Origin of the sequence: Sphingomonas adhaesiva (assembly GCF_002374855.1) — a bacterium.
Classification (GTDB): domain Bacteria; phylum Pseudomonadota; class Alphaproteobacteria; order Sphingomonadales; family Sphingomonadaceae; genus Sphingomonas; species Sphingomonas adhaesiva.
The window spans coordinates 18,951-40,224 of record NZ_NWVC01000011.1 but is presented as its reverse complement, the minus strand read 5'-3'; the positions used below and the strand labels follow the sequence as shown (position 1 = coordinate 40,224).

Annotated in this window: 20 protein-coding genes and 2 pseudogenes; 10 read left to right on the top strand and 12 right to left on the bottom strand. The window is 64.3% G+C overall.

Annotation, left to right across the window (positions count from 1 at the left end):
* Window positions 1-65 precede the first annotated feature (65 nt).
* The 9 genes and pseudogenes from COA07_RS15975 to COA07_RS15930 form a co-directional block, all read right to left on the bottom strand.
* Window positions 66-1,367 carry a glycoside hydrolase family 130 protein gene (locus COA07_RS15975; protein ID WP_438830636.1) on the bottom strand — a complete coding sequence of 434 codons (1,302 nt, stop codon included), beginning with the start codon at window positions 1,365-1,367 and terminating at the stop codon, window positions 66-68.
* Window positions 1,368-1,620: 253 nt separating this feature from the next.
* Window positions 1,621-2,061: a four-helix bundle copper-binding protein gene (locus tag COA07_RS15970; RefSeq protein ID WP_015449267.1), complete on the bottom strand. Its 441-nt coding sequence runs from the start codon at window positions 2,059-2,061 to the stop codon at window positions 1,621-1,623.
* Window positions 2,062-2,075: 14 nt separating this feature from the next.
* Complete coding sequence (locus tag COA07_RS15965; RefSeq protein ID WP_007406411.1) at window positions 2,076-2,519, bottom strand: DUF1622 domain-containing protein; 444 nt, start codon at window positions 2,517-2,519, stop codon at window positions 2,076-2,078.
* Window positions 2,506-3,228, bottom strand: coding sequence for a hypothetical protein (locus COA07_RS15960; protein ID WP_007406380.1), 723 nt, complete (start codon window positions 3,226-3,228; stop codon window positions 2,506-2,508). The genes COA07_RS15965 and COA07_RS15960 overlap by 14 nt, the downstream gene beginning before the upstream one ends.
* Complete coding sequence (locus tag COA07_RS15955) at window positions 3,225-3,953, bottom strand: hypothetical protein (protein WP_009824015.1); 729 nt, start codon at window positions 3,951-3,953, stop codon at window positions 3,225-3,227. Before COA07_RS15955 ends, COA07_RS15960 begins: the two co-directional genes overlap by 4 nt.
* A complete protein-coding gene (locus tag COA07_RS15950) occupies window positions 3,953-5,863 on the bottom strand; it encodes a 2Fe-2S iron-sulfur cluster-binding protein (RefSeq protein WP_066708086.1) in 1,911 nt (636 codons plus the stop codon). Before COA07_RS15950 ends, COA07_RS15955 begins: the two co-directional genes overlap by 1 nt.
* A gap of 23 nt (window positions 5,864-5,886) precedes the next feature.
* The gene (locus tag COA07_RS15945) at window positions 5,887-6,207 is read right to left on the bottom strand and encodes a hypothetical protein (RefSeq protein WP_009824017.1); all 321 of its coding nucleotides are present in this window, start codon (window positions 6,205-6,207) and stop codon (window positions 5,887-5,889) included.
* 286 nt (window positions 6,208-6,493) lie between these two features.
* Window positions 6,494-6,964 (bottom strand): annotated as a pseudogene (locus COA07_RS15935) (heavy metal-responsive transcriptional regulator); the annotation flags it as partial.
* 144 nt (window positions 6,965-7,108) lie between these two features.
* Window positions 7,109-7,465, bottom strand: coding sequence for a hypothetical protein (locus tag COA07_RS15930; RefSeq protein ID WP_174525800.1), 357 nt, complete (start codon window positions 7,463-7,465; stop codon window positions 7,109-7,111).
* Between the two features lie 378 nt (window positions 7,466-7,843).
* Between COA07_RS15930 and COA07_RS15925 the strand changes: the two genes are divergently transcribed.
* From COA07_RS15925 to COA07_RS15895, 5 genes and pseudogenes are all read left to right on the top strand, one after another.
* Window positions 7,844-8,218: a DUF305 domain-containing protein gene (locus COA07_RS15925; RefSeq protein ID WP_066708090.1), complete on the top strand. Its 375-nt coding sequence runs from the start codon at window positions 7,844-7,846 to the stop codon at window positions 8,216-8,218.
* Between the two features lie 27 nt (window positions 8,219-8,245).
* Window positions 8,246-8,683, top strand: coding sequence for a DUF411 domain-containing protein (locus COA07_RS15920; RefSeq protein WP_066708094.1), 438 nt, complete (start codon window positions 8,246-8,248; stop codon window positions 8,681-8,683).
* A 51-nt stretch (window positions 8,684-8,734) separates the two neighbouring features.
* Window positions 8,735-9,097: a hypothetical protein gene (locus COA07_RS15915; RefSeq protein ID WP_066708097.1), complete on the top strand. Its 363-nt coding sequence runs from the start codon at window positions 8,735-8,737 to the stop codon at window positions 9,095-9,097.
* A gap of 1,169 nt (window positions 9,098-10,266) precedes the next feature.
* A pseudogene (locus COA07_RS15900) lies at window positions 10,267-10,473 on the top strand (copper-binding protein); the annotation flags it as partial.
* A 281-nt stretch (window positions 10,474-10,754) separates the two neighbouring features.
* A complete protein-coding gene (locus tag COA07_RS15895) occupies window positions 10,755-12,017 on the top strand; it encodes a hypothetical protein (protein WP_007683327.1) in 1,263 nt (420 codons plus the stop codon).
* Window positions 12,018-12,138: 121 nt separating this feature from the next.
* Here COA07_RS15895 and COA07_RS15890 read toward each other — a convergent pair whose 3' ends face one another.
* Window positions 12,139-13,377, bottom strand: coding sequence for a hypothetical protein (locus tag COA07_RS15890; RefSeq protein ID WP_004212862.1), 1,239 nt, complete (start codon window positions 13,375-13,377; stop codon window positions 12,139-12,141).
* A gap of 162 nt (window positions 13,378-13,539) precedes the next feature.
* Between COA07_RS15890 and COA07_RS15885 the strand changes: the two genes are divergently transcribed.
* Window positions 13,540-14,466: a hypothetical protein gene (locus COA07_RS15885; RefSeq protein ID WP_066709243.1), complete on the top strand. Its 927-nt coding sequence runs from the start codon at window positions 13,540-13,542 to the stop codon at window positions 14,464-14,466.
* Window positions 14,467-14,478: 12 nt separating this feature from the next.
* Window positions 14,479-15,363 carry a DUF4238 domain-containing protein gene (locus tag COA07_RS15880; protein ID WP_007406419.1) on the top strand — a complete coding sequence of 295 codons (885 nt, stop codon included), beginning with the start codon at window positions 14,479-14,481 and terminating at the stop codon, window positions 15,361-15,363.
* Between the two features lie 35 nt (window positions 15,364-15,398).
* On the opposite strand, the gene COA07_RS15875 is transcribed toward COA07_RS15880, so the two are convergent.
* Together COA07_RS15875 and COA07_RS15870 are read right to left on the bottom strand one after the other, a co-directional pair.
* Window positions 15,399-16,376, bottom strand: coding sequence for a ParB/RepB/Spo0J family partition protein (locus tag COA07_RS15875; RefSeq protein ID WP_007406427.1), 978 nt, complete (start codon window positions 16,374-16,376; stop codon window positions 15,399-15,401).
* 267 nt (window positions 16,377-16,643) lie between these two features.
* Window positions 16,644-17,846, bottom strand: coding sequence for an AAA family ATPase (locus COA07_RS15870; protein ID WP_037456192.1), 1,203 nt, complete (start codon window positions 17,844-17,846; stop codon window positions 16,644-16,646).
* A gap of 548 nt (window positions 17,847-18,394) precedes the next feature.
* Here COA07_RS15870 and COA07_RS15865 point away from each other — a divergent pair.
* From COA07_RS15865 to COA07_RS18455, 3 genes are all read left to right on the top strand, one after another.
* The gene (locus tag COA07_RS15865) at window positions 18,395-19,699 is read left to right on the top strand and encodes a replication protein RepA (RefSeq protein WP_007406375.1); all 1,305 of its coding nucleotides are present in this window, start codon (window positions 18,395-18,397) and stop codon (window positions 19,697-19,699) included.
* A gap of 116 nt (window positions 19,700-19,815) precedes the next feature.
* A complete protein-coding gene (locus COA07_RS15860) occupies window positions 19,816-20,670 on the top strand; it encodes a DUF7146 domain-containing protein (RefSeq protein ID WP_037569604.1) in 855 nt (284 codons plus the stop codon).
* An 81-nt stretch (window positions 20,671-20,751) separates the two neighbouring features.
* Complete coding sequence (locus COA07_RS18455; RefSeq protein ID WP_007406398.1) at window positions 20,752-21,267, top strand: hypothetical protein; 516 nt, start codon at window positions 20,752-20,754, stop codon at window positions 21,265-21,267.
* The last annotated feature ends 7 nt before the right edge of the window (window positions 21,268-21,274 follow it).

Genomic DNA, 21,274 nt, shown 5'->3' with positions numbered 1-21,274 from the left:
ATCGTTGTTGTGCCGATGTGTAACTATGGTTCGGACTCGAGAGCAGGACAGGTCGGCAACAGTGACTAATCCATGGCGGCCAGCAGACGCTCGAGAGGAATAGTGGCAAAAGTGGTGAAGCTGTCAGCAATGGCATAAGGCAGTACCAGCACCCGATTATGTACCATCGCGCCGCAGCTGTAGGCTACGTTTGGCACATAACCTTCGCGCTCATCCATGTCCGACCGCAAAAGCGGTAGCTTCGTCCGCGCCAGCAGCTTCGAGGGATCGTCACGGTCCAGCAGGCACGCCCCGATGCAATAGTTCCGAACGGCGCCGACTCCATGAGTTACGACCAGCCAGCCTTCGTCGATCTCGATCGGCGATCCGCAATTACCGATCTGGACAAACTCCCAAGGCCAGCGAGGTTCGATGGCTTTCGCTCCGCCACTCCAGTCGTGAATGTCCGCGGACGTCAGGAACCAGATATTTTCGTTATCCTCGCGCCCAAGCATGGCAAAGTGCCCGGCAATGCGTCGGGGGAAAAGCGCCATGCCCTTGCTACCGGTGGCATCCCCACGCAGCGGTCTGAGTTCAAATGTCCGGAAGTCCGGCGTGGACAACAACTCCTGCCGGACGGACTGGCCGCTAAATGCCGTATATGTACCGAAATAGGTGGCTCGGCCATCGTCGTCCAGGAAGCGGACCAAGCGAAGGTCTTCGATGCCACCACGCTGGCTGGGGGTTGTCGGAAAGATCACGATCTCCGAGAGATCGTGGCTGCCATCGCACTTGATCCGAATGCCCGCGTCCGGCCCGTCCTCGCCGGAGATGTTTTCAGTCTCCAGCACGAGCGGCATGGGGCTCGGAGGATTGATTGCTATGGTTCCGTCCGCGGCGCAAAACCCGGTGCGAAAGGTGACGGAGGAGATATGCCCCTCGCCCACGCCTCGCAGGGAAAGAATGAATCGGAGAGAGTTTTCAGGTACAGCAGACTGGTCAGGATGCAGGACGATGCTCGGATTGAAAAGCGCTGCTGCCTCATAGGAATATTCGTTGCAAAAATGGGCACCGATCAAGAGCGCCTGTTCATGGGTGACCTCGCAATCACAGACGATGATGCCATCAACCTCGTGGAACCGCCGCAAAAACAGGGACGGAACCTCACGATGCCTTCCCGAGAAATCATCAAGAATGCGTTGCAACTCATCGTGGAGCGATGCTGGGTCGAGCGCCAGGACGCGGTCGGCGATGCGCTGCGCACGTGGCTGATCCGGTACCGCATATTTATAGGTTTCCGTCGACGGCATATAGGGTCTGATCACTACCCTTGCTGGATTGGGGCGGAGCAATTCGGGTAGCCGGTTGACAAATTCGGCGGTTGACACTGACTTCTCCAATACAGATCGACCGTGGAGCGTTCACGCAATCGTAAAGATGGTGCTCGGCATTACCCGACTATCGGGTGGCGGCACGGAAGGCTCCGGCGATGGCGGGTGCGATGATTTCCGCCGTTGCCGGATACTCGGACTTTGTGCCACGTGCCATGATCGCTGTCCTGGCGTAGTTGTCGGACACACAAGCTGTGACGGGGGCTCTGGCCTGAACGTGACTATGTGGGGCACGTGCGAAGCGCGCCGCTCAGCTCGACATGTCCGCCATCGTTCGGCAGCTCGCCGCGCATTTCTTGCAGGTGGCCGAGCAACGCGCGATCCGCTGGTCCGCGCTATGGCGTCCGCATTCCTCGGCGCAGCGCTCGCAAGCGTCGGCGCAGGCGCGGCAGACGATGCGGTGCAGGGCAGATTCCCGCAGCATCGAGTTGGCGGTCGCCTGGCACAGTTCCGCACAGTCGTTCAGCATGGCGATCAGCGACGCCGTAGCTGACGCGCCGCCTTGCTTCGTCAGCCAAGCGGCGGTTTCCAGGCACATGCGGTGCGAAGCCACGCAATCGTCGATGCAGTCCGTCATCGACATCGCCATCCCTTCCATTCGATGCTGCTGCGCCGCCGCCGGCACAGCCAGCGTTCCGGCGGCGGCAAGGCCGGCGCCGGCCATCAGCAATTCGCGTCTCTCGATCATCATGCACCTCCCATCTGCTATCCCTTGAGCGCTGTGCCGCATCCGGCGGCCTCAGCCGTCGCAGGCGACCCATCCGACGCCGCACGCGCCTTCTCCCGCGCCATCCGGGTTTCCTCCCAGGGCCAGTGGCCGTTGATCTCGACCCCGAGCGAGATGCTCAGGAAGGTCCGCACCAGCACCAGCCCGGCCAGAACGATGAGATCGTCGAGCGTTGGGTTGATCACCAGCGACTTGACGATGTCGCCGGCGACCAGAAATTCCAGGCCGAGCAGGATGCTGCGGCCGAGCGCCGAGCGGAACGCGCTATAGGCCTCGGTTCGGTCGCCCGCCCTCGCCCGCCGCGCAAACAGAAAGGTTGCGAGCCCCGCGCCGACCAGGATGGTCAGCGTGCCCGCCAGTTCCAGGCCGATCACCGCGAGCCGGAAGAAGGCGCTCAGCCAGTCGGCCTCAATGGTGATCATACCAGCCTCGCTTGCGGATATTGTTGAAGCTGTCGGTGGCATGACAGGCATAGCATTGATCGACGCGCGCCTTCGATCCGGCTGCGCGCTGCGAGACCATGCTGAAATGCTCCATGAAGTGACTCGGCGGCGCCTTGTGGCACTCGGCGCACTGCGTCGAATTGACCGATGGATGGCGATAATTGGCGATCTTCCAGCTGTCGGTCTTGTGACAACTCGCGCAGTCGGTGCCGAACAGGCCCTGGTGCGGATCGCGGAACGCATGGCAGCTCGCGCAATTGAGCGCGGTCTCGGGGGTCAGGCTTCGAGTGTTTGTCGACATGCCCGCCAAAGGCTGCCGCCACTTTGCCATGTCGAGCAACGCGGCGTGATCCATGCGGATGATGCCGCGCTCTCCCTCATGTTCGACGTGGCAGGAGGTGCACTGCGTCGCTTTCGCGTGGAACTGCGTCGACTGCTTCGTCCCGAAATCCGTGCCTGCATGGCAGGTGAGACAGGTTCGGGTTTCGACTCCCTTGCCCGGCGTGTGGCAAGCCGTGCATTGGCCGGCGAAGGACTGGTGCGCGCTCGAGAGCGGGCCGGGCGAGACGAGCTGCGCCACCAAGCCGGCATCCCTCGGCGCGTCCGATCGCATCCGGATCGCGACCGCGGCGACCATCACCAGCAGGGCTGCGATGAAGACGGCATAGGAAAGACGCTGCCAGCTCATAGCCAGCGCAGCCCGTAATAGATCGCCGCGCCGACGTGGAGCGCGAGCAGCGCGAAGATGAGACAGCCCAGCAGGATGTGCAGGAACCGCCATCGCGCGAACAGGGTGTTGGTCGCCTCTTCGGCGCGGATCGCGAATTCGGTATCGGCCAGCGCCGCGGCGATCCCCGCCCTGTTCTGGGGGTGCTGGCCCGCGGGCGCATCCCCGGCGACGAACAGATAGCGCCTCCAGCCCGACAGCGGCGCGGCTGCGGTATCGGCCTGCGCCGGCGCCGCCGGCTCCTCAAGGAAGGCGGCGCGAAGCGAGGCCAGTTCCGACCTGCGTCCGCGCAGCGCCCGACCAAGCTGGGCAAGCAGGTAGCGGCCGATGAAGCCGGTGATGACCGTCATCAGCAGGAGGACGGTCAGAAGCAGTCCGACCGGGCTTTCGAGCTTGTGCGCGGCGTGGACCAGACCCAGGATCGGCGCCAGCACGCCGGCATAGATGTGGATGGCGAGCAGGGTAGGCTTGCTGACGAGCCGGGAGAGCACTTTGTCGACCCAGGCGATGTGCTTGGCCGCGACATAGGGAAGCGTCAGCAGCATCAGCACGAGCGCTGCGATCCCGATGATCCCGCCAGCGAGGCTGCCCGGAAAGCGCGGTGACACATGCACGAGGTAGCCGAACGGGAACAGCAGCAGGAATGCGACCAGCAGGCCGACGGCGATGTCGCTGCGTTCGCGCATCAGGCTTCGACCACGAGCGGCGTGCCCGTGCCCTTCGCCTGGCACGCGAGCACATAGCCCTGCGCCTTGTCGGCGGGCGCGAGGCCGGACTCGACCTCCATCGTTACCTCGCCCTGCAGCAGCTTGACCACGCAGGCGCCGCATGTGCCCGCACGGCAGGCATAGGAGATCTCGACGCCCGCGCCCTCGGCCGCCTCGAGCACGGTCTCGTCCGCGGGCAAGGCCGCCGACACCCCCGACACGGAGAAGGTCACCGTGCTCGGCGCCACCTCGGCGCTCGGGGCCGGCTTATCCGCTGGCGCGGGCGCGGGTTTGACCTCGAGATCCTCGTGGTCGGCCGGCAGCGAGGCCGGACCGAACGCCTCGGTGTGCAGCTGCGCTTCGGGGACGCCAAGTTCCGCCAGCACGCCGCGCATCGCGCCCATCATCGCCGGCGGGCCGCACATATGGATCCGCCGGCTCGCGATCTCCGGCACCGCGGCCAGGATCATCTCGCGGGTGATCGGCCCTTCGGGGCCCATCCAGACGGTGCCGGGCGCGCGCTGCATCGCGGCGACGACATGGAGGTTGGGAAAACGGCGTTCGAGCCGCTCGAGCTCGTCGCGGAACACGAATTCCTCGGTCGACCGTGCGCCGTAGAAGAAGAAGATATCACCCTTCCACGCGGTGTCGGTGAGATAGCGCAGCACCGACATCATCGGGGTGATGCCGACCCCGCCCGCGATCAGCACGATGCTCTGGGCATCCGTTCCCGTGAAGGTGAAGGCGCCGAACGGTCCGCTGACCTTCAGCAGATCGTCGGCGACGACCTTGTCGTGCAGGTATCGCGAGACCACGCCCTGCTCCTCGCGCTTGACCGTCAGTTCGACATAGGCCCGCTGGGTCGGCGAAGAGGCGATCGTGTAGGAACGGCGCGCGGTCTTGCCCGCTTCGGGCTCTACCTCGACCTGCAGGAACTGGCCCGGCAGGAAGTCGAACGGCAGCCGGTCGGCGGCCGGGTCCGCGAGCCGGAAGGTCAGCACGCTCGGCGTCTCTCGCACGATCTGGACCACGCGCAGCTGCCCCGCCCAGCTTTTGGGCTTGCGCAGCGAAGCCCCAGCGGGCGCGGCCGCATTGCTCGGCGCGAGCCCGGCGCTGTCGTCAACGGGGGCAGGCGCGGGCGCAACCCTGGTAGCGGGCTGGGCAGCCTTCGGCTCCGGCTTTGTCAATGTCTTGCCGGTGGGGACACCACCGGCGATCGCCCCGATCCGCCGGAGGCGGAAGATCTGCAGCGCGATCAGCGTGGCGCTCACCAGCCCCAGGAAGAGCATGAGAAGCAGGTGCGAGGGCGAGATGCCGAACCAGTGATCGGCATGGCCGGGCGCGGCCTGGTCGATGTCGAGCTGATCGCGCAGCCAGGCAAGCCCGACCTCCCGGGGCGGCTGCAAGCCGCCGATCGCGCCCTGCGCGGCGGTGCCGGACCGGAACAGGTCGGTTCCCTCGCGCAGGCGGCGCGCCGCATCGAGCCGGGCCGAGACCGTGGTTGCACGCGCGCCGTCGGCCGAGGCGGCGTTGATCATCGCTAGGCCCGTGCTTACCCGTTCGCCAGCCTGCGCAGCGACCCGCTGCCTTGCCGCTTCGTCGAGCGCGGGAAAGGCGAGCAGTTGCGAGATGAAGCCGGTCCGGCGCGATTCGTGGCCGTGCTCATTCTCCCCTTCCCCATTGATCATGCGATCCATCATGGGTTTCATCATCTTCGCCATGTCCGACGACCCCGACGATGCCGGTGCGGACATGCCCCCGCCGGCCGGCATGCCTGCGCCATGATGCGCGGCATGATCCTCGCCCTCCTGCGCGCCCGCGCCCGCGGACAGGCTGAGAGCGATTGCGCAGCCGAGGCTCAAGCGTCGAAGGCTGATCCGCCTGGACATCCTCATCCCCTTTTTCAGCGCGCTTACATATCCTTCATCGGCATCGCCGAATTGCCCGGCGCGGGATCGGGTGCCGGCGCGGTCTGGTTGCCGGCCCCGGCGCGCATCGCGTCATGGTCCATCGCCTGACGGTGATGCCGCTCCATCTCGGCCTGGTTGCTCATCGCGTCCATCGACGCCGCGTCTGCAGCGTTGCCGCTGTCGGTCAGGACCGGGGTGGCGGCGACGCTGTTCGCCGCGGGCGGCACCGTCTGGTCGGCCTGGCGGTCGCAGCCCGAAAGCGCGAGCGCCAGCAACAGGCTTCCGCCGACAAGCGGAAGGGCTTTTTTCGCATGGTCGATCATAGCTTGCTCCTTGGCTTGAAAACTGTGGTCCCGGGCGCCGGGGATGGCGCCCGGACCGGCTCATTGCGCGCTGCGCAGGATCTGAAGGCACCGGTCGTGCGAGAGGTTCATCGGGTTGCGCCCCTGCCCCTTCATCTCGCCATGATCATGCGGCGTCTGGAGACCCATATTGCCCTCCATCGCCCGGCAACTCTCGACCTGCGCCGAGGTCGGCCGCGTGGTTACACAGGCGCCTAGAAGCAGCGCCGGCGTGAGGACGGCGATCAAACGCATTTTCTTCATGACAAAGCCCTTTCGCTAGTGATGATCGTTCGTCCTGCGCTGCCTGATGTTTCTTGTTATGCTGTTGGTCTTTCCGCCGCGCCGTCAGGAAGGCGAGGATCGGGCAATCGGAGACGGGCACTTCGCCCGGGCATTCGTCGGCGAGCATCCGCAGCATGTCGCGGATATCCGACAGGCGCTCGAGCCGGGCTTCGGCGTCCGCGATCTTGGCAAGCGTGATATCGAGCACGGCCTGGGCATGCGCGGTGTCCGACGCCCTGAGCGCCAGCAGCTGCCGGGCCTGTTCGAGTGTGAAACCAAGCTCCTGCGCCGAGCGGATGAAATTGACGCGCTCGAGGTCGGTCGCGTCGTAGAGCCTGTAGCCCGCTGCCGTGCGCGCGGGTTCGCGCAGCAAACCCATCCGCTCATAATAGCGGATCGTGTCGCGGCCCACGCCCGCAGCGGCGGCCAGTTCGCCGATCTTGAAATTGCCCATGTCATCCGCTCGATCATCATGCCGGTTGGACCATGGTCCAGGGTCAAGCGGTTCGCTTTGACCCCGAACGGTCCGTTGCCGCCGGCAGCCCGCTGCCCCGACGTCTCGCATCCGGGCAGCTTGTGCCGCCGGGCCACCGGCTCGTCAGTTCTTGCGAAGCTCGACGATGTCGTGCTTGGCAGGCGTACCGTCGGCGACGGACACGTGCGCGAAGTGATCATCGAAGATATGATCGATCGTCACATGGCCGATGAGCTGGCGGTGATAAGTCGGCGCCACGCCTTTGGACGGACCCGGATGGGTCACGACGCGATAGACCTCGAGCTTTTGGCCGACCTCGGCGCCATCGGCCTTTCCGATGCAGACGACCGTGCCGTTGCTGCCCGTGTCGACGATCGAGCCGCGCATGAAGAAGGTATGTCCGATACCCTGAGCGAATGAAGGGACCGCTGCGAGCATCGAGATGCCGGCGAGCGCAACCATGATGGATTTCTTGATCATCTTGGACTCCTCTGAGAAGTGTTGAACACTGCCGCTCGATCTCTCGAGGGGGAGACTTTGTTTCTTCGCCGTCAGGAGTATGGTCCCGGGTCCAAGCTCGGTATACGTATTGTTCGCAGCGACTGTCGGTTTGAGTAGAGCCGCCTGGGACCGTCGTTGATTTGTCCGTACCTCGCCAAACGGATGGCACCTGCCGACTCCTCGGTGGGCGTCGTCCAGCATTGGTTGCAACTGATCTGTCCGGGTGCGCCCACTTGGTTCCGGGCACCTTTGACAGATGTGGTGGGTTACGCCGTTTCCCCCCAAGCGTGAGGGCTCCGCCTTCACGGTGCGTATTACCTAGTGGCAACAAAGGAGACGATGTTGAAAAGATCAGGAATGGCGTTCGCTCCCCTCTTACTGCTGGCCGCCGGCCCGGTCCTCGCCCAGGAGGCCATGCACGGCATGGATCATGGCAAGATGGGCCACTCCGACACGGGCATGATGAAACCGACACCCGCCAATCCATACCCGCGTGCCGAAATAGAGATGCATCGTAAGATGATGTCGGCCGTTGGCACCGATGCGACCGAGACCTGGGCCCGCAAGATGATCGAGCATCACCGCGGCGCGATCGCCATGTCACAGATCGTGCTCCGCGAAACGCGCGACGCCAAGGTTCGCGACATGGCCACCAAGAGCTCTGCCGAACAGCGACGCGAAATCGACGAACTGCAAGCCTGGCTGCGTGAGCATGGCAAGCGGACACAGTGACCGAAGCAGGAACTTGAGATTCGAAAGATGAAGAAGCAGGCGATCGCGGCGCTGGCCGCCATCTTCATGGCGACAGCGGCCAGCTCTGCGACGCCGATCCTCGTGCATCGCGATCCCGGCTGTGGCTGCTGCGAAAAGTGGGCCGCGCAGATCCGCGCACAGTTCAAGCGTTCCGTCACGATCGTCGACGACCGCTCGCGATCTTCCTTCCAGCGCTCGCATGGTGTGCCGCTGCGTCTCGCCTCCTGCCACACCGCCGTGATCGACGGCATGGTGTTCGAGGGGCATGTGCCCATCAATGACATCAAGCGGGTTCTGGCAGTGCGCCCGCGCGGGGTGGCTGGCCTTGCCGTTGCGGGAATGCCTTTGGGATCACCGGGCATGGAGATCCCCAGTCAGCCGGCACAGTCCTATCAGGTGGTAGCATTCGGCCCGTCTGGCCAGCGCGTGTTCGCAAGGCACTGAGGGGAAAGCTCCATTTGTAACTTCGGTGCCAGCGCGCTAGAATAGTCGTTCGTGAAACGCCTGCTCGCGCTTCTGCTCGTCATCGGAGCGCTGTCCGGTCTCTTCGGAGCCCAGATGGCGGCCGCGCACAGCGTGCCTGAGGCGGCAGGCGCGCCGCTGGCCAAGGGCATGGATGCGGACTGCATGGCGATGATGGCCAAGCAGCATCCTGCGCCCAGCGAAAAGCCTTGCAAGGGCCTGACGCTCGATTGCATCGCCGCGATGGGGTGCGTGATCCCGCTGGTCGCAGCTGACCTGACAGGCGGCATTGCGCCTGCGCGTCTCTACGACGCGCCCAGCTTCTGGACGACCGATACGATATTGACCGGCAAGGCGGTTGTGCCCGAGCCGGATCCTCCCACCAGCCTTGCCTGATTGAACGAGCACGGGCTGCGCGCATCGATCGATGCGCGCAGCCCGGTTTCCTTCTTTTCAGTCAAAGGTTTTCGTGATGACCAAAATACTTCCGGCCGCCCTTGTGGCGGCCCTCGGTCTCGCCGCGCCTGCGCTTGCAGCCGACGCGAGCCGCACGCCGCAGGGCCATTGGGAATGGCGGGCGGCGCCGCAATATGGTCCGCGGGCGACCGGCCCTGCGCGTGTCCGCATATGGGTGCCCGAGAGCCGGGACATCGCCAGCTGCGATTGCGCGATGATGCAGGCAAGCGCCGCCGACTGCATGCGCGGCGCAGTCAGGTCGGACAAGGGCTAAACCCACTCCGGAGCGGCGCGTCACATGTTGGCGCGCCGCCTCTGTCATGAGGGGATGATATCCATGATCATGATGCCGAGGCGCGCTATGCGACGCCTGTTGCTCTCTCTCGGTGCGACGCTTGCGAGCGCCTGGGCCGTGCCGGTGTCGGCCGGCCCGCTCACCTACGAGCAGGCACTGAGGCTCGCTGCCGCCAATGCGCCAAGCCTCAAGGCGCGCGCGGCGGCGACAGCTGGCGCCCGCTCCTCGGCGGTCGCGGCCGATCGCCTGCCCGATCCGACGCTCGACCTGGGCCTGCAGAACTTCCCGGTGAGCGGCCCCAATGCCGGCAGCTTCACGCGCGACGATTTCACCATGGCGACGATCGGGTTCAGCCAGGCCTTCCCCAATCTCGCCAAGCGCCATGCACGCGCCGCGCGCGCCGCGGCCGATATCGGTGTCGCCGAGGCGGGCGAGCTGGTCGAAGGCCGCAACGTGCGGCTCGAGACCGCGCTCGCATGGATCGATCTCTATTATGGCGAACGCCGGCTCCGGCAGCTCGACCTGCTCGATGCCAGTCTCGACGACCTGCAGAAGACCGTGACCGCACGCCTGGCGTCGGGCAGCGCGCGCCCGAGCCAGGCGCTCGAGCCCGACCAGCTCCGCGCCGCCATCGCCGATCGCCGCGCCGAGATGGCTGCGGTGGTGGCGCAGGCGCGGGCCCGGCTCGCGCGCTATACCGGCGACCCCGACCCGCAGGCGACGGGCGACCCGCCGATACTCGATGTCGATCCGATCCGGCTGCGGGCCGGGATCGATGCGCTTCCCGCCGTGCGCGCGCAGGACGCGCGGATCGCATGGCACCGTCACCGCGATCGACAAGGCGGCAGGCACGATCACGCTCGATCATGGTCCGATCCCGGAGGCCAAGTGGCCCGCGATGACGATGGCGTTCAAGGCCGCGCCGTCGATCACCGATGCGGTCAAGGTCGGCGACAAGGTCGATTTCGACCTCTCGCTCAAGGGCAGCGATGGCGAGGTCACCGCGATCGCAAAGCAGTGATCCGCTAAGTTCGACCGGAAAAAGCTGGTTGCGTCGCCGCTCCCGGGCGGCGACGCCCGTGCCGGCCGTCTGCCTGGCTGTGCGCCCGGTCGACGGTTGCGACCGGCAACGCCCAATGCCAGCGGCGTTTCCCTGCGCGATCACCGACAATTTGAGCACGCTTCGCGGATCGCACATTGAACGTGCAAGCCGCCCTTGCTCGCGATAGCCTGAACGGCAAGGAGCCCAGTTTAGATGACCCAGCCAGTATGACCTTGTTACCCGCGACACATCATGATCTCGTGAGCGAGCTTGTCCGTCGTTGGCGAGACGATCCCGGCGCCACCTATCGCTCCTGGTTTCTGTGGGACGAACGGCTGAAAAACTTCCGCTCCATCCGTCGCGGGCTGCAGCAGGTGGTCGCAGAAATCGAAAGTGGGCGGTTCGGCGTCGCCTATCGCGGCTCGTCACTGGAAACGGTTGTCCACTCGATCGCCGAACAGCGGCAGATCTTCAAGGGCGCCGACCATGCCTGGCTGTGGAAGCCCAAGCTGCGCATTCCAGACATCTACGAAAGCCCGGACAACCAGCGGGCGTTCGGTCGCCTGCTCGACAATTGCTCGTGCTGCGATACCGCCGAGGAGATCATCAGCCACATCCGCAGCATAGACGCGCTCAAGATCAAGGGGCTGGGGCCGGCGGCGGCCAACCTGCTCTATTTCCTTCACCCGACGCTGGTGCCGCCCTTCAATACCGCGATCGTCAAGGGCTACAATGCCGTCACCGGCGCCAAGGTGAAGCTCGGGTCATGGGATCATTTTCTCGCCATGCGCGCCGGCATCCTCGACCTCAACGACCGTTACCGCGAGTTGCTCTCCAACGATCTCGGCGCGATCGGCGGACTGTTGTTCGACATTGGCTCGGGCCGCTATCCCGCGCCACCGCTGGAGGATGACGCAACGGCGGCCGACGACTGGCTCGGCAGATTGGAACATGCCAGAGCGGAGGCAAGCCGGCTCGACAAGACAGCCGCCGCGCAGGGCGAAACCGATCGCACGCACGCCGAAATCCAGGCCTGGCTGCGCGACCTCGGCCATGCCCTCGGTTACGATGTGTGGATCGCCGCCAATGACCGCGGTCGACTTCACGCTGGCTGCCCGCTTGGACAGGGATGCCTCGAGCGCCTTCCAGACGCCATTGCGACCTCTCCCGGAGCGGACTCGATCCGCCTCATCGACGTGTTGTGGCTGGCGAAGGGTGGCGACGGCGTCGCCGCCGCGTTCGAGGTTGAACATTCGACCTCGATCTACTCGGGGATCGTGCGCATGCTCGATCTGGCGCTGTCGGGGAGCGATCTGCACGCTGCCGCCGGGCTATTCCTGGTCGCACCGAATGCGCGCGAGCAGGACGTTCGCGCGCAACTCCGTCGCCCGGCTTTCAGCCGTATTGCCGATCTCGACTTCGCCTATCTGCCCTATGGCGAGCTGGAGAGAAACAGGGACGCGATCGCTCGTTTTGGAACGGGATTGAAGGCCATCAAGGCGATCTCAAGCCCCCTTCCCTGAAACACGGACCATTGTGCCGCTGCTGGCAAGGGCCACCGGCCAGCTCCATAAGCTCATGCCGGTCCGATGAGGTTGCTTGGGGAGCGACGCCCTCCTGCAATCGAGTCGACCAGCGACCCCATCAGCCGATCTTCGCCATCAGCCTGCCCGCTGCGCCCTGCTCTGCAGCAAGGTTGCGATTATAGGCGAGTGGCATTCGCGGTGACTTCCACCGCAATGCATCCATGATCCCAGCCAGATCCTCTCCGCTCGCAAACAGATCCTGGTTCAGCCCGATCCGCGTCGAGTGCGCGCTGATGCCCTTGAGCAGCCGCGCCAGATCCTCGGCTGTGAGGTCGGGCAGAGCGCCACGATCGAACGCGCGCTGGATGATCGAGCGGAAGATCGGCCCGATCGAACCCGGGTGCAGCGCGACGGTGCCGATGTCATATTCGACCCGCGCCTTCACCGCAGGCCTGGGCAGCGTCTTGCGCAGATCCCAGGTCTCCCGCCCCGAGATGCTGTCGATCGGCCGACCGCGCACGGCGGCGCGCGCCTTGTAGCGCCGCACCTGCACCCGCCGGAACAGCGGCCCCGCCGTGATCCCGGCCGCTTCGGTCCAGGCCGCGATCGCCGACACGGTACGCGGGCTGAGATAGGCGGTTGCCCCCTCCCCGTCTTGATCGCCCTTGCTGCGCAGGATCTGCAGCAGCCGCGCCTCGGGATCGATCGCCTCTTCGATATGCTCGATGGCCACGGCTACCAACTCGGACGCACGCAGGCCGGTGTCATAGGCGGCAGACAGCAGCGCGCGATCGCGCAGCCCCGGCAGATCGTTTCCGCAGCTCTCGAGCAGCGCCCGGACGTTGAGACCACGCGCCTTGTCGCGTTCCACGTCGCGCACCGGCCCCTTGAACCGCAGCGGCCTTGCCTGCTTCTGCGCTGCGCCCTTCTCACGGCGCACCGCTTGCAGCCGCAGCTTCACCAGCGGCGCGGGGGTTGGGTCCTTGAGTTCGAGCAACTGATGGATCTTGGCGATCGACGCCTTGTAGCGGGATAGCGAGGCTGGGCGGCTCCCCTTGCCTGCCCGCGAGTCGAGATAGTCGGCCACCGTCTCGGCCGTCGCCGGCAGTGCAATCCGGTTGTTGCGCCTACACCACGCATCGAACGCCTCGACGTCGGACTTGAGCGCACGGATGCTATGGGGCGATGAAGCGGCCTGATAGGCGGCGATCAGGCCCTCGTTGACGGTGATGCGCTCGCCGGCGCGCATCTGCACGATCGTCCACGCAAGGTCGGCCGGCGCCCTGACGGCCGGCAGGACAGCCTCAGGCGGCGCTACGGGGATTTCTGGCCCTTCCCGGGCGGTTTCGGTGCTCACGACGCGCCTCGCTCCTCAGCCGCGCTTGTAGCCCACCTTATAAAGAACGGTCAAATCCGCTTATGTGATAACTGCAATTATCGAATGTCCACTTTCGGGAGGTCACGGATGTAGAAACGAACTGCTGACTTTGGTTTCCCGCCATGGCATTGTCGCCATCCTATGACGCGGACAGACAACCTGCGCGCCGACGACAGCCTGCTCCTGCTCGGGCGCCTCGATGGCCGATTGCACGGTAGTCCATGCGCCGACATCTTTCTCGCGCTCTCGCGCCTGGAAGGCGCCACCGTCCTGGCCGGCCTCGCCGGCGTGCCGATCGCGGTGCGCGACCTGCAGGACTGGATCGCCGGCCGCACACCCCCTCCCCGCGCTTCCGAAGGCCTCAACGATCCGATCTCGGTTGCCGCCGTCTTCCACCTTGCGCTCAGCCGCGACGAGGATCTCAAGGATTCGCTCGGCCGCGCCACGCTCAACGTGCTCCGTACGGTACTCGATGACCGCACCGAGGCGAAGGTTTATGCGGCCGAAGACTTGGCGCACTTCGGGCCGATGTGGCGACAGCTGCGAACCGTGGCGGACGCCCCCTTCCCTTCCGGTGACCTCCTCTCTGTCGCCAACCGCATTTTCCAGCTGTTCGCGCTGACCGAACCAGCGGCACCAGGCAGCTGGGATGTCGTCAGCGTCGATGGTCGCGCTCTCGAGCTGCCTCCCCGTGGACGCGATCGAAACTGGCTGATCGCCGCCGCCGTACCGCGGATGCTGTGCCGCGCTGGCTTCACGACCCGCGTGATCCCCTCGTTCATCCTGATGTCCAAGTTTCTGCCCCCCTCCCCCGCCGATCTGGCAGAGACCTTGGCCCAGGCGATCGGTCGGACGGCGCATGCTGGCTTGCGCGACCTCGACGCGATCGAGCGTGCGGCGTCGCGCATCCAGACCGATCTGGCCGTCACGAAGCGGAGCAAGGCCCCTCTCCTTGCCCGCCTGCAGCTTGCCTATCCGGGCCTTCAGCCGGCCGCTGTCGCGCGCCTGTTGAAGGTCACCCCGCAAGGCGCGCGCAAGCTACTCGCCTCACTTGCTCATCCCTCTTGAACCACAGACACCGTGCAATCCAAGCCACAGAACCCTCCGTCCCGGCATCACTTCATCCCGCAGTTCCTCCTCGACCAGTGGAAGGATGGCGACACCCTGCTGCGCTATCGGCGCAATCGGATCGGGGAGATCGAGAGCAGTCCTGCATCACCCAAGAGCGTCTGCTTCGAGCGGGACCTGTACAAGACGATCGGGTTCCCGCCCGAGCATGCCCAGCAGATGGAAACCCTGTTCATGCAGGTGATCGATGACGCTGCGGCCAAGGTTCACGCGCTGCTCCTCGACGGCAAGGTCAACTCGCTCAGCGACGCGCAATGCTCGGATTGGGGCCGGTTCGTCATGTCGCTGTGGTTCCGGACACCGCTGGATATGCGCGGCATGAAGGACGCCGTCGGCGCTCTCGCAAGCGCAGAGGCCGCGAAGTCCGTGCTGCGCGGCGACGATGGGGCGCTGCCGCCCGAGGCCGTGAGCGCGCTTCAGATGGAAGTCCTGCGCTTGGTCATCGACGACGCGGATCGCGGACGAGCGTTCATCAACATGGACTGGCGCATAATCAAGACGAACAATCGCCGGGAATTGTTCGTCTCCGATTGGCCGCTCGACGTGCCGGTCAGCTTCGCCTGGCTTGGTAGTGCCTCGTCCTATGTCACTCTTCCGATCGGACCGGAGACCCTCTTCGTTGCTGCCGGGTCCACTACGCTGGCAAATCGGATCGTGAGCCTACCCGAGCGAGAACTGATCACGCGGCAGAACCGGTCGACCGTGGGACATGCCCAGGCGTTCGTAGGCGCGAGGACGCGTCAAGCCGGCGACTTCATCCGCGCGAACTTCGGCCTGCGAAGCCGCCACTCCGTGACGCAGAGCACCGCCGACAAATATAAGCGGGACGCCATATAAGGCGGCGACCTCGCCAGACGCCGCGCTCCATCACCCTACGACAGCAGCCCCTCGATCGCCTTCAAAAGCTCGGCGGGCGACGCCTCAGCCTTCGGCGGCACCTTGATCGTCAGCCCCCCTCCCCGCGCCTTCGTATAGCGCAGGATGACCTTGCCCCCCTTGCCGGTGATCTCCTTCTCGGCGGCAGCCTTCACGGCTGGCGCGACAGTCGCCTTCACGAGCCGCTTCGCGACTTCCGGCCCGCTCAGCTTCAAGCCTTTCTGGCTGCGCTCTTCCTCGATGCGTTCAGCCTCTTCGCGCATCTTCGCCAGCGCCTTCGGATCTCCGGTAAGCGGCTTGATGTCACGCGCGACGCGTACCGTGATGTCGTGCGTATCGGAGAACGCCGCGACAACTGGTTCGGGCAAGCGCGCAACGTCGAGAAGCCGGCTCAGCCACGACTTGGAAAGGTTTAAATGCTCGGCCATCTGCGACTGCGAGCCCTCGTAGAACTCCGCGAGCGCCACCGTATATTCCTTGGCCCGCTCCCAATCCGAGATGTCCTTACGCGAGCGGTTCTCGACATCTGAAACCCGGAACGCCTCCTCGTCCGTGACACTCTGGATCGTCACCAGATACTCGAACTCCGGGTGGTGATGCGCTCGCAGCCATTTCACCGTCCACCAACGGCGGACGCCGGCGATGATCTCGAAGTCGAAGTTCGGGTCATCTTTCAGACGCCGAACGATAGCGGGGATCCGTTGCTTCTTGGCGGAGAGGAAGGAGTCGATGAGATCGCGGCAGCTATCTTCGTTCAAATGATCCAGATCGCGATTGTGCATCCGCCATGGGCGGCACCGCTCCGGATCGACCCACTCCGTCCGGTCGGCGACCGTTTTCCCCGTCGCGATGCGCGCGAGCGTCTGGCTGCGACTTGCCATGATGCCGTCCGCAGGGGTCGCCTTATCGAGGTTCTCCTCGTCGTCGAGCCCCTCTGTGAACATCGAGCCGAAGCCCTTGTTGCCCTTGCTCATCGGCCCGTTTCTCCTTCTCTCTTGCCCTCGCCGACGGGTGCCAACAGGCCAGAGTTGCCACGTGGCAACTGCGCCGCCCCCAGGCGCTTGCACTGACGTTCCTGCCGTGTGCGATCTGACATGGTATTCCTACCTAACATATTGCTTCTATTGGGTTCTTCCACTTTGTTGTCACGTGGCAACTCGGTGATCCGGCTTCGTCTCACTCCCCGATTGCCCGTGCTCGCCGACGTGAGAAATATCGGAGTTGCCACGTGGCAACTCTCCCTAAATTCGGCCCCCTGCCCTGCTCGCCCAGGTGCGCAGAACGTCCTGCTCAATATCCTGGCAAACGTCGCTGAGATGCTTCATGCAGCGGTTGTAGACCTCGTGCGACGTGACGGGCTTGTCGAGTTCGAAAACGGTTTTCATCCTGGAGCTGGCATTGTCGATTTCGGCGCTGGTGACCATCACCGACTGCGTCATTGAGCCACCGAAGACCTGCCGCATCATCGACAGTATCTCCCGGTGCATCGACTTGCTCTCGTCCACGCGGCTGCCGACCAGCCGGATGAAGTTGTAGGCCGGCCTTCCCCGCCCCGCGAGTTGCTCGAGCTGCTTCATCGTCGTTCGCGTCATGTCGATGAAAGATACCGTCGAGGCGAAGTCGACAAGGCTCGGCGGCACCGGAATGACCATGCAGTTAGCGGCCTGGAGCACAGCCATCGACACCATGCCCAATGCCGGCGGCGGGTCCATGATCACGACGTCATAGTCATCGACCACCTCATCAATGGCCTGCGCGATCAGGTCGATGATCTCCATGTTCTGATTTCGCGCCATGTGCCCGGCGATCTCATACTCGAGATTATAAAGTCGCAGGTTCGACGGGATCAGGTGGAGATTGTGAAAGTGCGTCTTGCGGATAATCTTGCGAACGCCAAGCAGCTCCGGATTGTGAAAATGCCCGTAAAGCGTGTCTTCCTCGTCGAGGTCCACGTCGGGGCGATAGCCGAACATCATGGTTGAAGACGCCTGGCTGTCGCAGTCGATGAACAGGACCCGGTAGCCCTTGATGGCAAAATGCTGGGCGAGATGCAGCGCGATCGTCGACTTGCCGACGCCCCCCTTGAAGTTGCAGACCGAGATGATCGCCGGGGTATCGGTTGGCTCGCGCCAGGGACGCGTTCCAAACACCTCGCGCATATGATCAAGCTCTTCGAGCGTATACTGCAGCCTATGCCCGGAGCCCGTCCGCCCTCGAGCGGGGAGGCGGCCGTCGCGCTCCGCTTCCCGGACAGCAGATGCCGTCCGCCCGACCAGTGCAGCAGCTTTCGAAATCGGGAAGGTCGGACCCTTCTTCTGACCGGTTTCGGGATCAACCGCGCTGTCACGAATGCGCTTGAGGATCGTCAACGACTTTCTGTGGAGCACGTCCAGACCACCTTCGATGAGGTCGTCCGGCTGTGCTAGGGAGGGGTCGGTAGCCATCTCAGTCCGCTTCTGTGGGTTTGATGCGCCATGATAGCCACGTTGGCAGTTTCGAGCAAGGAAATGGCCACCAGACTTACAAGTTGACCGATGATCTCCGAGCCCCTTGCGCATGTGCGCGCTTTCTGGCCAATCGGCGGCGGCTGCGACCGATGATCTCCGTGCCTTTGCGTGTTGCTGCAAAGCCTGGCGCTGGGATTGTGGCGACAAACGGCTACCTGTGGATAACCACCGATGATCTCGGTACTTTGCGATGATCTCGGTGCGTATCAGCGATGATCTCGGTGCGAGCCGACCGATGATCTCAGAGCCCATACCTATTACTAGAATCACCCTATAAAAAACCGATTCGCGAATCGTTTTGATTTTTCGATTTTGGGTGAAGGAGGGCAGGGGGAGGGCGCAGAACGGCACCGACATCATCGGTGTTTCTGCAACTCTCGCGGCCTTTTCCCCTCCCAAACTGCCAACGGGGTTGATTTCACGCCTCAAACCTGTTGAGACATGCCCATCACAGCCCCCGGTCGATTCGGGGGGAAGGGCAGACCATGAATGGGGATCAGCATAGGCCGCTGGGGCATCAGTACGCACTAGCCATGCTCAACGGCGGCGAGGAGAGCGTCCGCAAGCTCGCCACCACCGCCGGCACCCAGCTCACCTTGGAGGCATTCCTGCGCGTCCAGGACGAAGAACCGGTTCCTGCCTTCCTCCACTCCGCGCTTTGTGCGATGTCGCTGCCAACCAAGCGGCCCAAGGACGACACTCAGCCCATCGTCCGTGAGGACGGCAAATATGCGCTGGCCATCAATCCCAGGCCAGTGCTTCAGAATGTCGACGGCAAGTCCGTCATGCGAAGCCTTGGTGTGCCTTATGGCGCCTATCCACGCGTTGCCCTGATCTACCTCCTCTCTCAGGCGGTCATGAAGCAATCGCGGGACGTTTATCTTGGCCGCAATTTCACCGAGTGGATGCGCCGCCTTGGCTACCAGACCGTGTCTTATGGACCACGCGGGACGGCCAACCTGATGCGAGAGCAGGTGGATCGGCTGCTGGCGTGCGAGTGGCAGATCCGCTGGGACGGCACCGACACGGAAGACAACGCCTTCGCTGTCCGGGACGTCAAGATTTCCAACGAATATGCCGGTTCGCTCGACAAGAACGGCTCATTCGCGCGCGAAATCCGTATGTCCGAGGCGTTCTACTCGCACCTCATCGACCATGCCGTGCCACTCAATGAGATCGCCATCCGCGAGCTCAAGGGTACGCCAACGGCGCTCGATCTCTACACTTACCTTGCCTACCGGCTCCCGCGGATTGGATCCGACAAGGGCCAGGTTATCTCATGGGACCAGCTCGCCAAGCACCTTGGCAACGAGGCCGACAGCAAGCGCTTCCGACAGACCGTCCGCGAAACCATGCAGATCGTGTCGGCGGTCTATCCCAACGCAAATGTCGATCTCTCCGGGCGGAAGGTCATTCTTCATCCGTCACCGGCACCGCTGGAGCGCAAGCTCGTGGGGCCGCACCTTCGACTCGTCGGGGGCGAGGCTCCGAAAACGGCACCGAGATCATCGGTCAAACCGGCCCATGCAGCGAAGTCCGCGCCCGCGAAGGACGATGCGCCGACTCTTCCGTTCCCCGCCGGGTCTCTCTCATACGGCACGCGTGAGGCCGTCTTCCGCCAGATCGCGCTGACCAAGGGCCATCCGTGGTCAGTGGATGACATGGCGGCTGCATTCCGCAAGGGATGCCCCGATTTTAGCCGGCCGCGCACCGATTCAGAGTGGCTGCGGATCTGGGAGAAGTTCGTCGTCGCCTATGCTGAACGCCGCGCGAATCGAAGCGACGACTAACCGATGATCTCCGAGCCGTTCGCGTTGAGGCGAGCGCAGGCTGAATCTGTCTCCAAGTCTCAGACCGACCGAAAAGAGGAAAGGAGGGGCCGAGCGTGTAAGCAGGAGGTAGAATTATGCCGCTTACAGCCAGACGGCCATCGCAGGAGATAGTCGACATTGTCGGGGCCCTGGGCGGCACGTGGAGCGGCAATGTCGCGATGTGCCGCTGTCCCGCACACAGCGATCGCGATCCAAGCTTGTCGATTCGGCAAGGGGATCGCGGCATTCTCGTCACCTGTTTCGCAGGATGCTCGCGCGAAGACGTCCTGCGTGAACTGCGCCTTGTTCGCCCGGGTCGCCATTATCCGCCACCCGCCTTGGCGGACTCGCCGCGGCCGATGAACGTCGAAAGAATCTGGAATGAGGCGGTCGACGTTCCGGGCACCCTTGCCGAGCGCTACCTCCAGTGCCGGAACCTCCTCCCACCACCACGCGATCTTCGCTTCCATCCGCGTTGCCCTTACCTGCCCAAGCCGAAGACGATCTTCGAACCCGCTCTCCTGGTAGCGGTGCGCGAGGGAAACCGTCTGGTCGCAATTCAACGCATATTCCTGAACCCCGACACCGCCCATTACACGCGCAAGGTCATGCTTGGCGCCCCGGGGCACGGCGCTTGGCGGGGCGGGGCAGGGGGCAACACCCTTGCCATCGCCGAGGGCTTTGAGACGGCCGACGCTTTCGCGCGCCTGAGCAACCTCCCGTGCTGGGCTTCACTCGGCGCACGTCGGCTCAACCAGCTCGTCATTCCGCCCACGGTCACAACGCTCCTGGTCGCCGAGGACAACGATTCCGAAGGGCACAGGGCAGCCGAAAGTGCCCAAGCGCATTACGCCCGGTCGGGCCTCATCATCGAACGCGCGCCCCCGCCGCCAATCTACAAGGATTGGGCAAAGGCGCTCGATGCCCGAGCGCAGCAGAGCCGCGTCTAGGCGCGAAGCGCCGGAGGAGAGGGGAGGGGGATCGAAAGGGTGTCGCTGCCGAGGGTGCAGCCCACTCCGGAGACCACACCCATGTCCGATCTCTTCGAAGCGGCCGCCCAGGCTGAGCGCGAGGCCGTGCGCCTCCTTCTACCCCGTCTGCGCTCCGACGAGGCCATTCAGCGTCGTCACCTCAACGACGCGATGACCAAGGCCTTCGGCGGTTCTGATGCCGACGGTCGCTGGACACAACGCGCCAGCTTTGAACTCCTCGAGCATGCCCTTGCCATCCATCTTCAGTCGAGCGCCCAAAAAATTGCGGCGTTCGGCGACGTCCGCGCGCTGATCGATTTGTCCGATCGCCTGCCCACTCAGACGGTTCGCAGCGAGGATCAGATCGAATGGCAGCAATTCTCGACACCTGTCGACATCGCTGCGGTTATGACGCTTCTCGCCAACGTCCAGCCCGACGACATCGTGCTCGAGCCGAGCGCGGGTACGTTCCCCGACGCTTCAAACACTGGCCGCCTTACTACTCGATCCTGGCCAATGTGCTCACCAACGCAACGCTTCCCAGCATCAGCCTGGGCCGACATAGCTGCTCGTTAGGTCCAGC

Bases quoted from the DNA above. Each gene is read 5' to 3' on its own strand.
- COA07_RS15970 (WP_015449267.1), bottom strand. From the start codon at position 2,061: ATGATGATCGAGAGACGCGAATTGCTGATGGCCGGCGCCGGCCTTGCC.
- COA07_RS15965 (WP_007406411.1), bottom strand. From the start codon at position 2,519: ATGATCACCATTGAGGCCGACTGGCTGAGCGCCTTCTTCCGGCTCGCG.
- COA07_RS15960 (WP_007406380.1), bottom strand. From the start codon at position 3,228: ATGAGCTGGCAGCGTCTTTCCTATGCCGTCTTCATCGCAGCCCTGCTG.
- COA07_RS15955 (WP_009824015.1), bottom strand. From the start codon at position 3,953: ATGCGCGAACGCAGCGACATCGCCGTCGGCCTGCTGGTCGCATTCCTG.
- COA07_RS15950 (WP_066708086.1), bottom strand. From the start codon at position 5,863: ATGTCCAGGCGGATCAGCCTTCGACGCTTGAGCCTCGGCTGCGCAATC.
- COA07_RS15945 (WP_009824017.1), bottom strand. From the start codon at position 6,207: ATGATCGACCATGCGAAAAAAGCCCTTCCGCTTGTCGGCGGAAGCCTG.
- COA07_RS15930 (WP_174525800.1), bottom strand. From the start codon at position 7,465: ATGATCAAGAAATCCATCATGGTTGCGCTCGCCGGCATCTCGATGCTC.
- COA07_RS15925 (WP_066708090.1), top strand. From the start codon at position 7,844: ATGGCGTTCGCTCCCCTCTTACTGCTGGCCGCCGGCCCGGTCCTCGCC.
- COA07_RS15920 (WP_066708094.1), top strand. From the start codon at position 8,246: ATGAAGAAGCAGGCGATCGCGGCGCTGGCCGCCATCTTCATGGCGACA.
- COA07_RS15885 (WP_066709243.1), top strand. From the start codon at position 13,540: ATGACGCGGACAGACAACCTGCGCGCCGACGACAGCCTGCTCCTGCTC.
- COA07_RS15875 (WP_007406427.1), bottom strand. From the start codon at position 16,376: ATGAGCAAGGGCAACAAGGGCTTCGGCTCGATGTTCACAGAGGGGCTC.
- COA07_RS15870 (WP_037456192.1), bottom strand. From the start codon at position 17,846: ATGGCTACCGACCCCTCCCTAGCACAGCCGGACGACCTCATCGAAGGT.
- COA07_RS15865 (WP_007406375.1), top strand. From the start codon at position 18,395: ATGAATGGGGATCAGCATAGGCCGCTGGGGCATCAGTACGCACTAGCC.
- COA07_RS15860 (WP_037569604.1), top strand. From the start codon at position 19,816: ATGCCGCTTACAGCCAGACGGCCATCGCAGGAGATAGTCGACATTGTC.
- COA07_RS18455 (WP_007406398.1), top strand. From the start codon at position 20,752: ATGTCCGATCTCTTCGAAGCGGCCGCCCAGGCTGAGCGCGAGGCCGTG.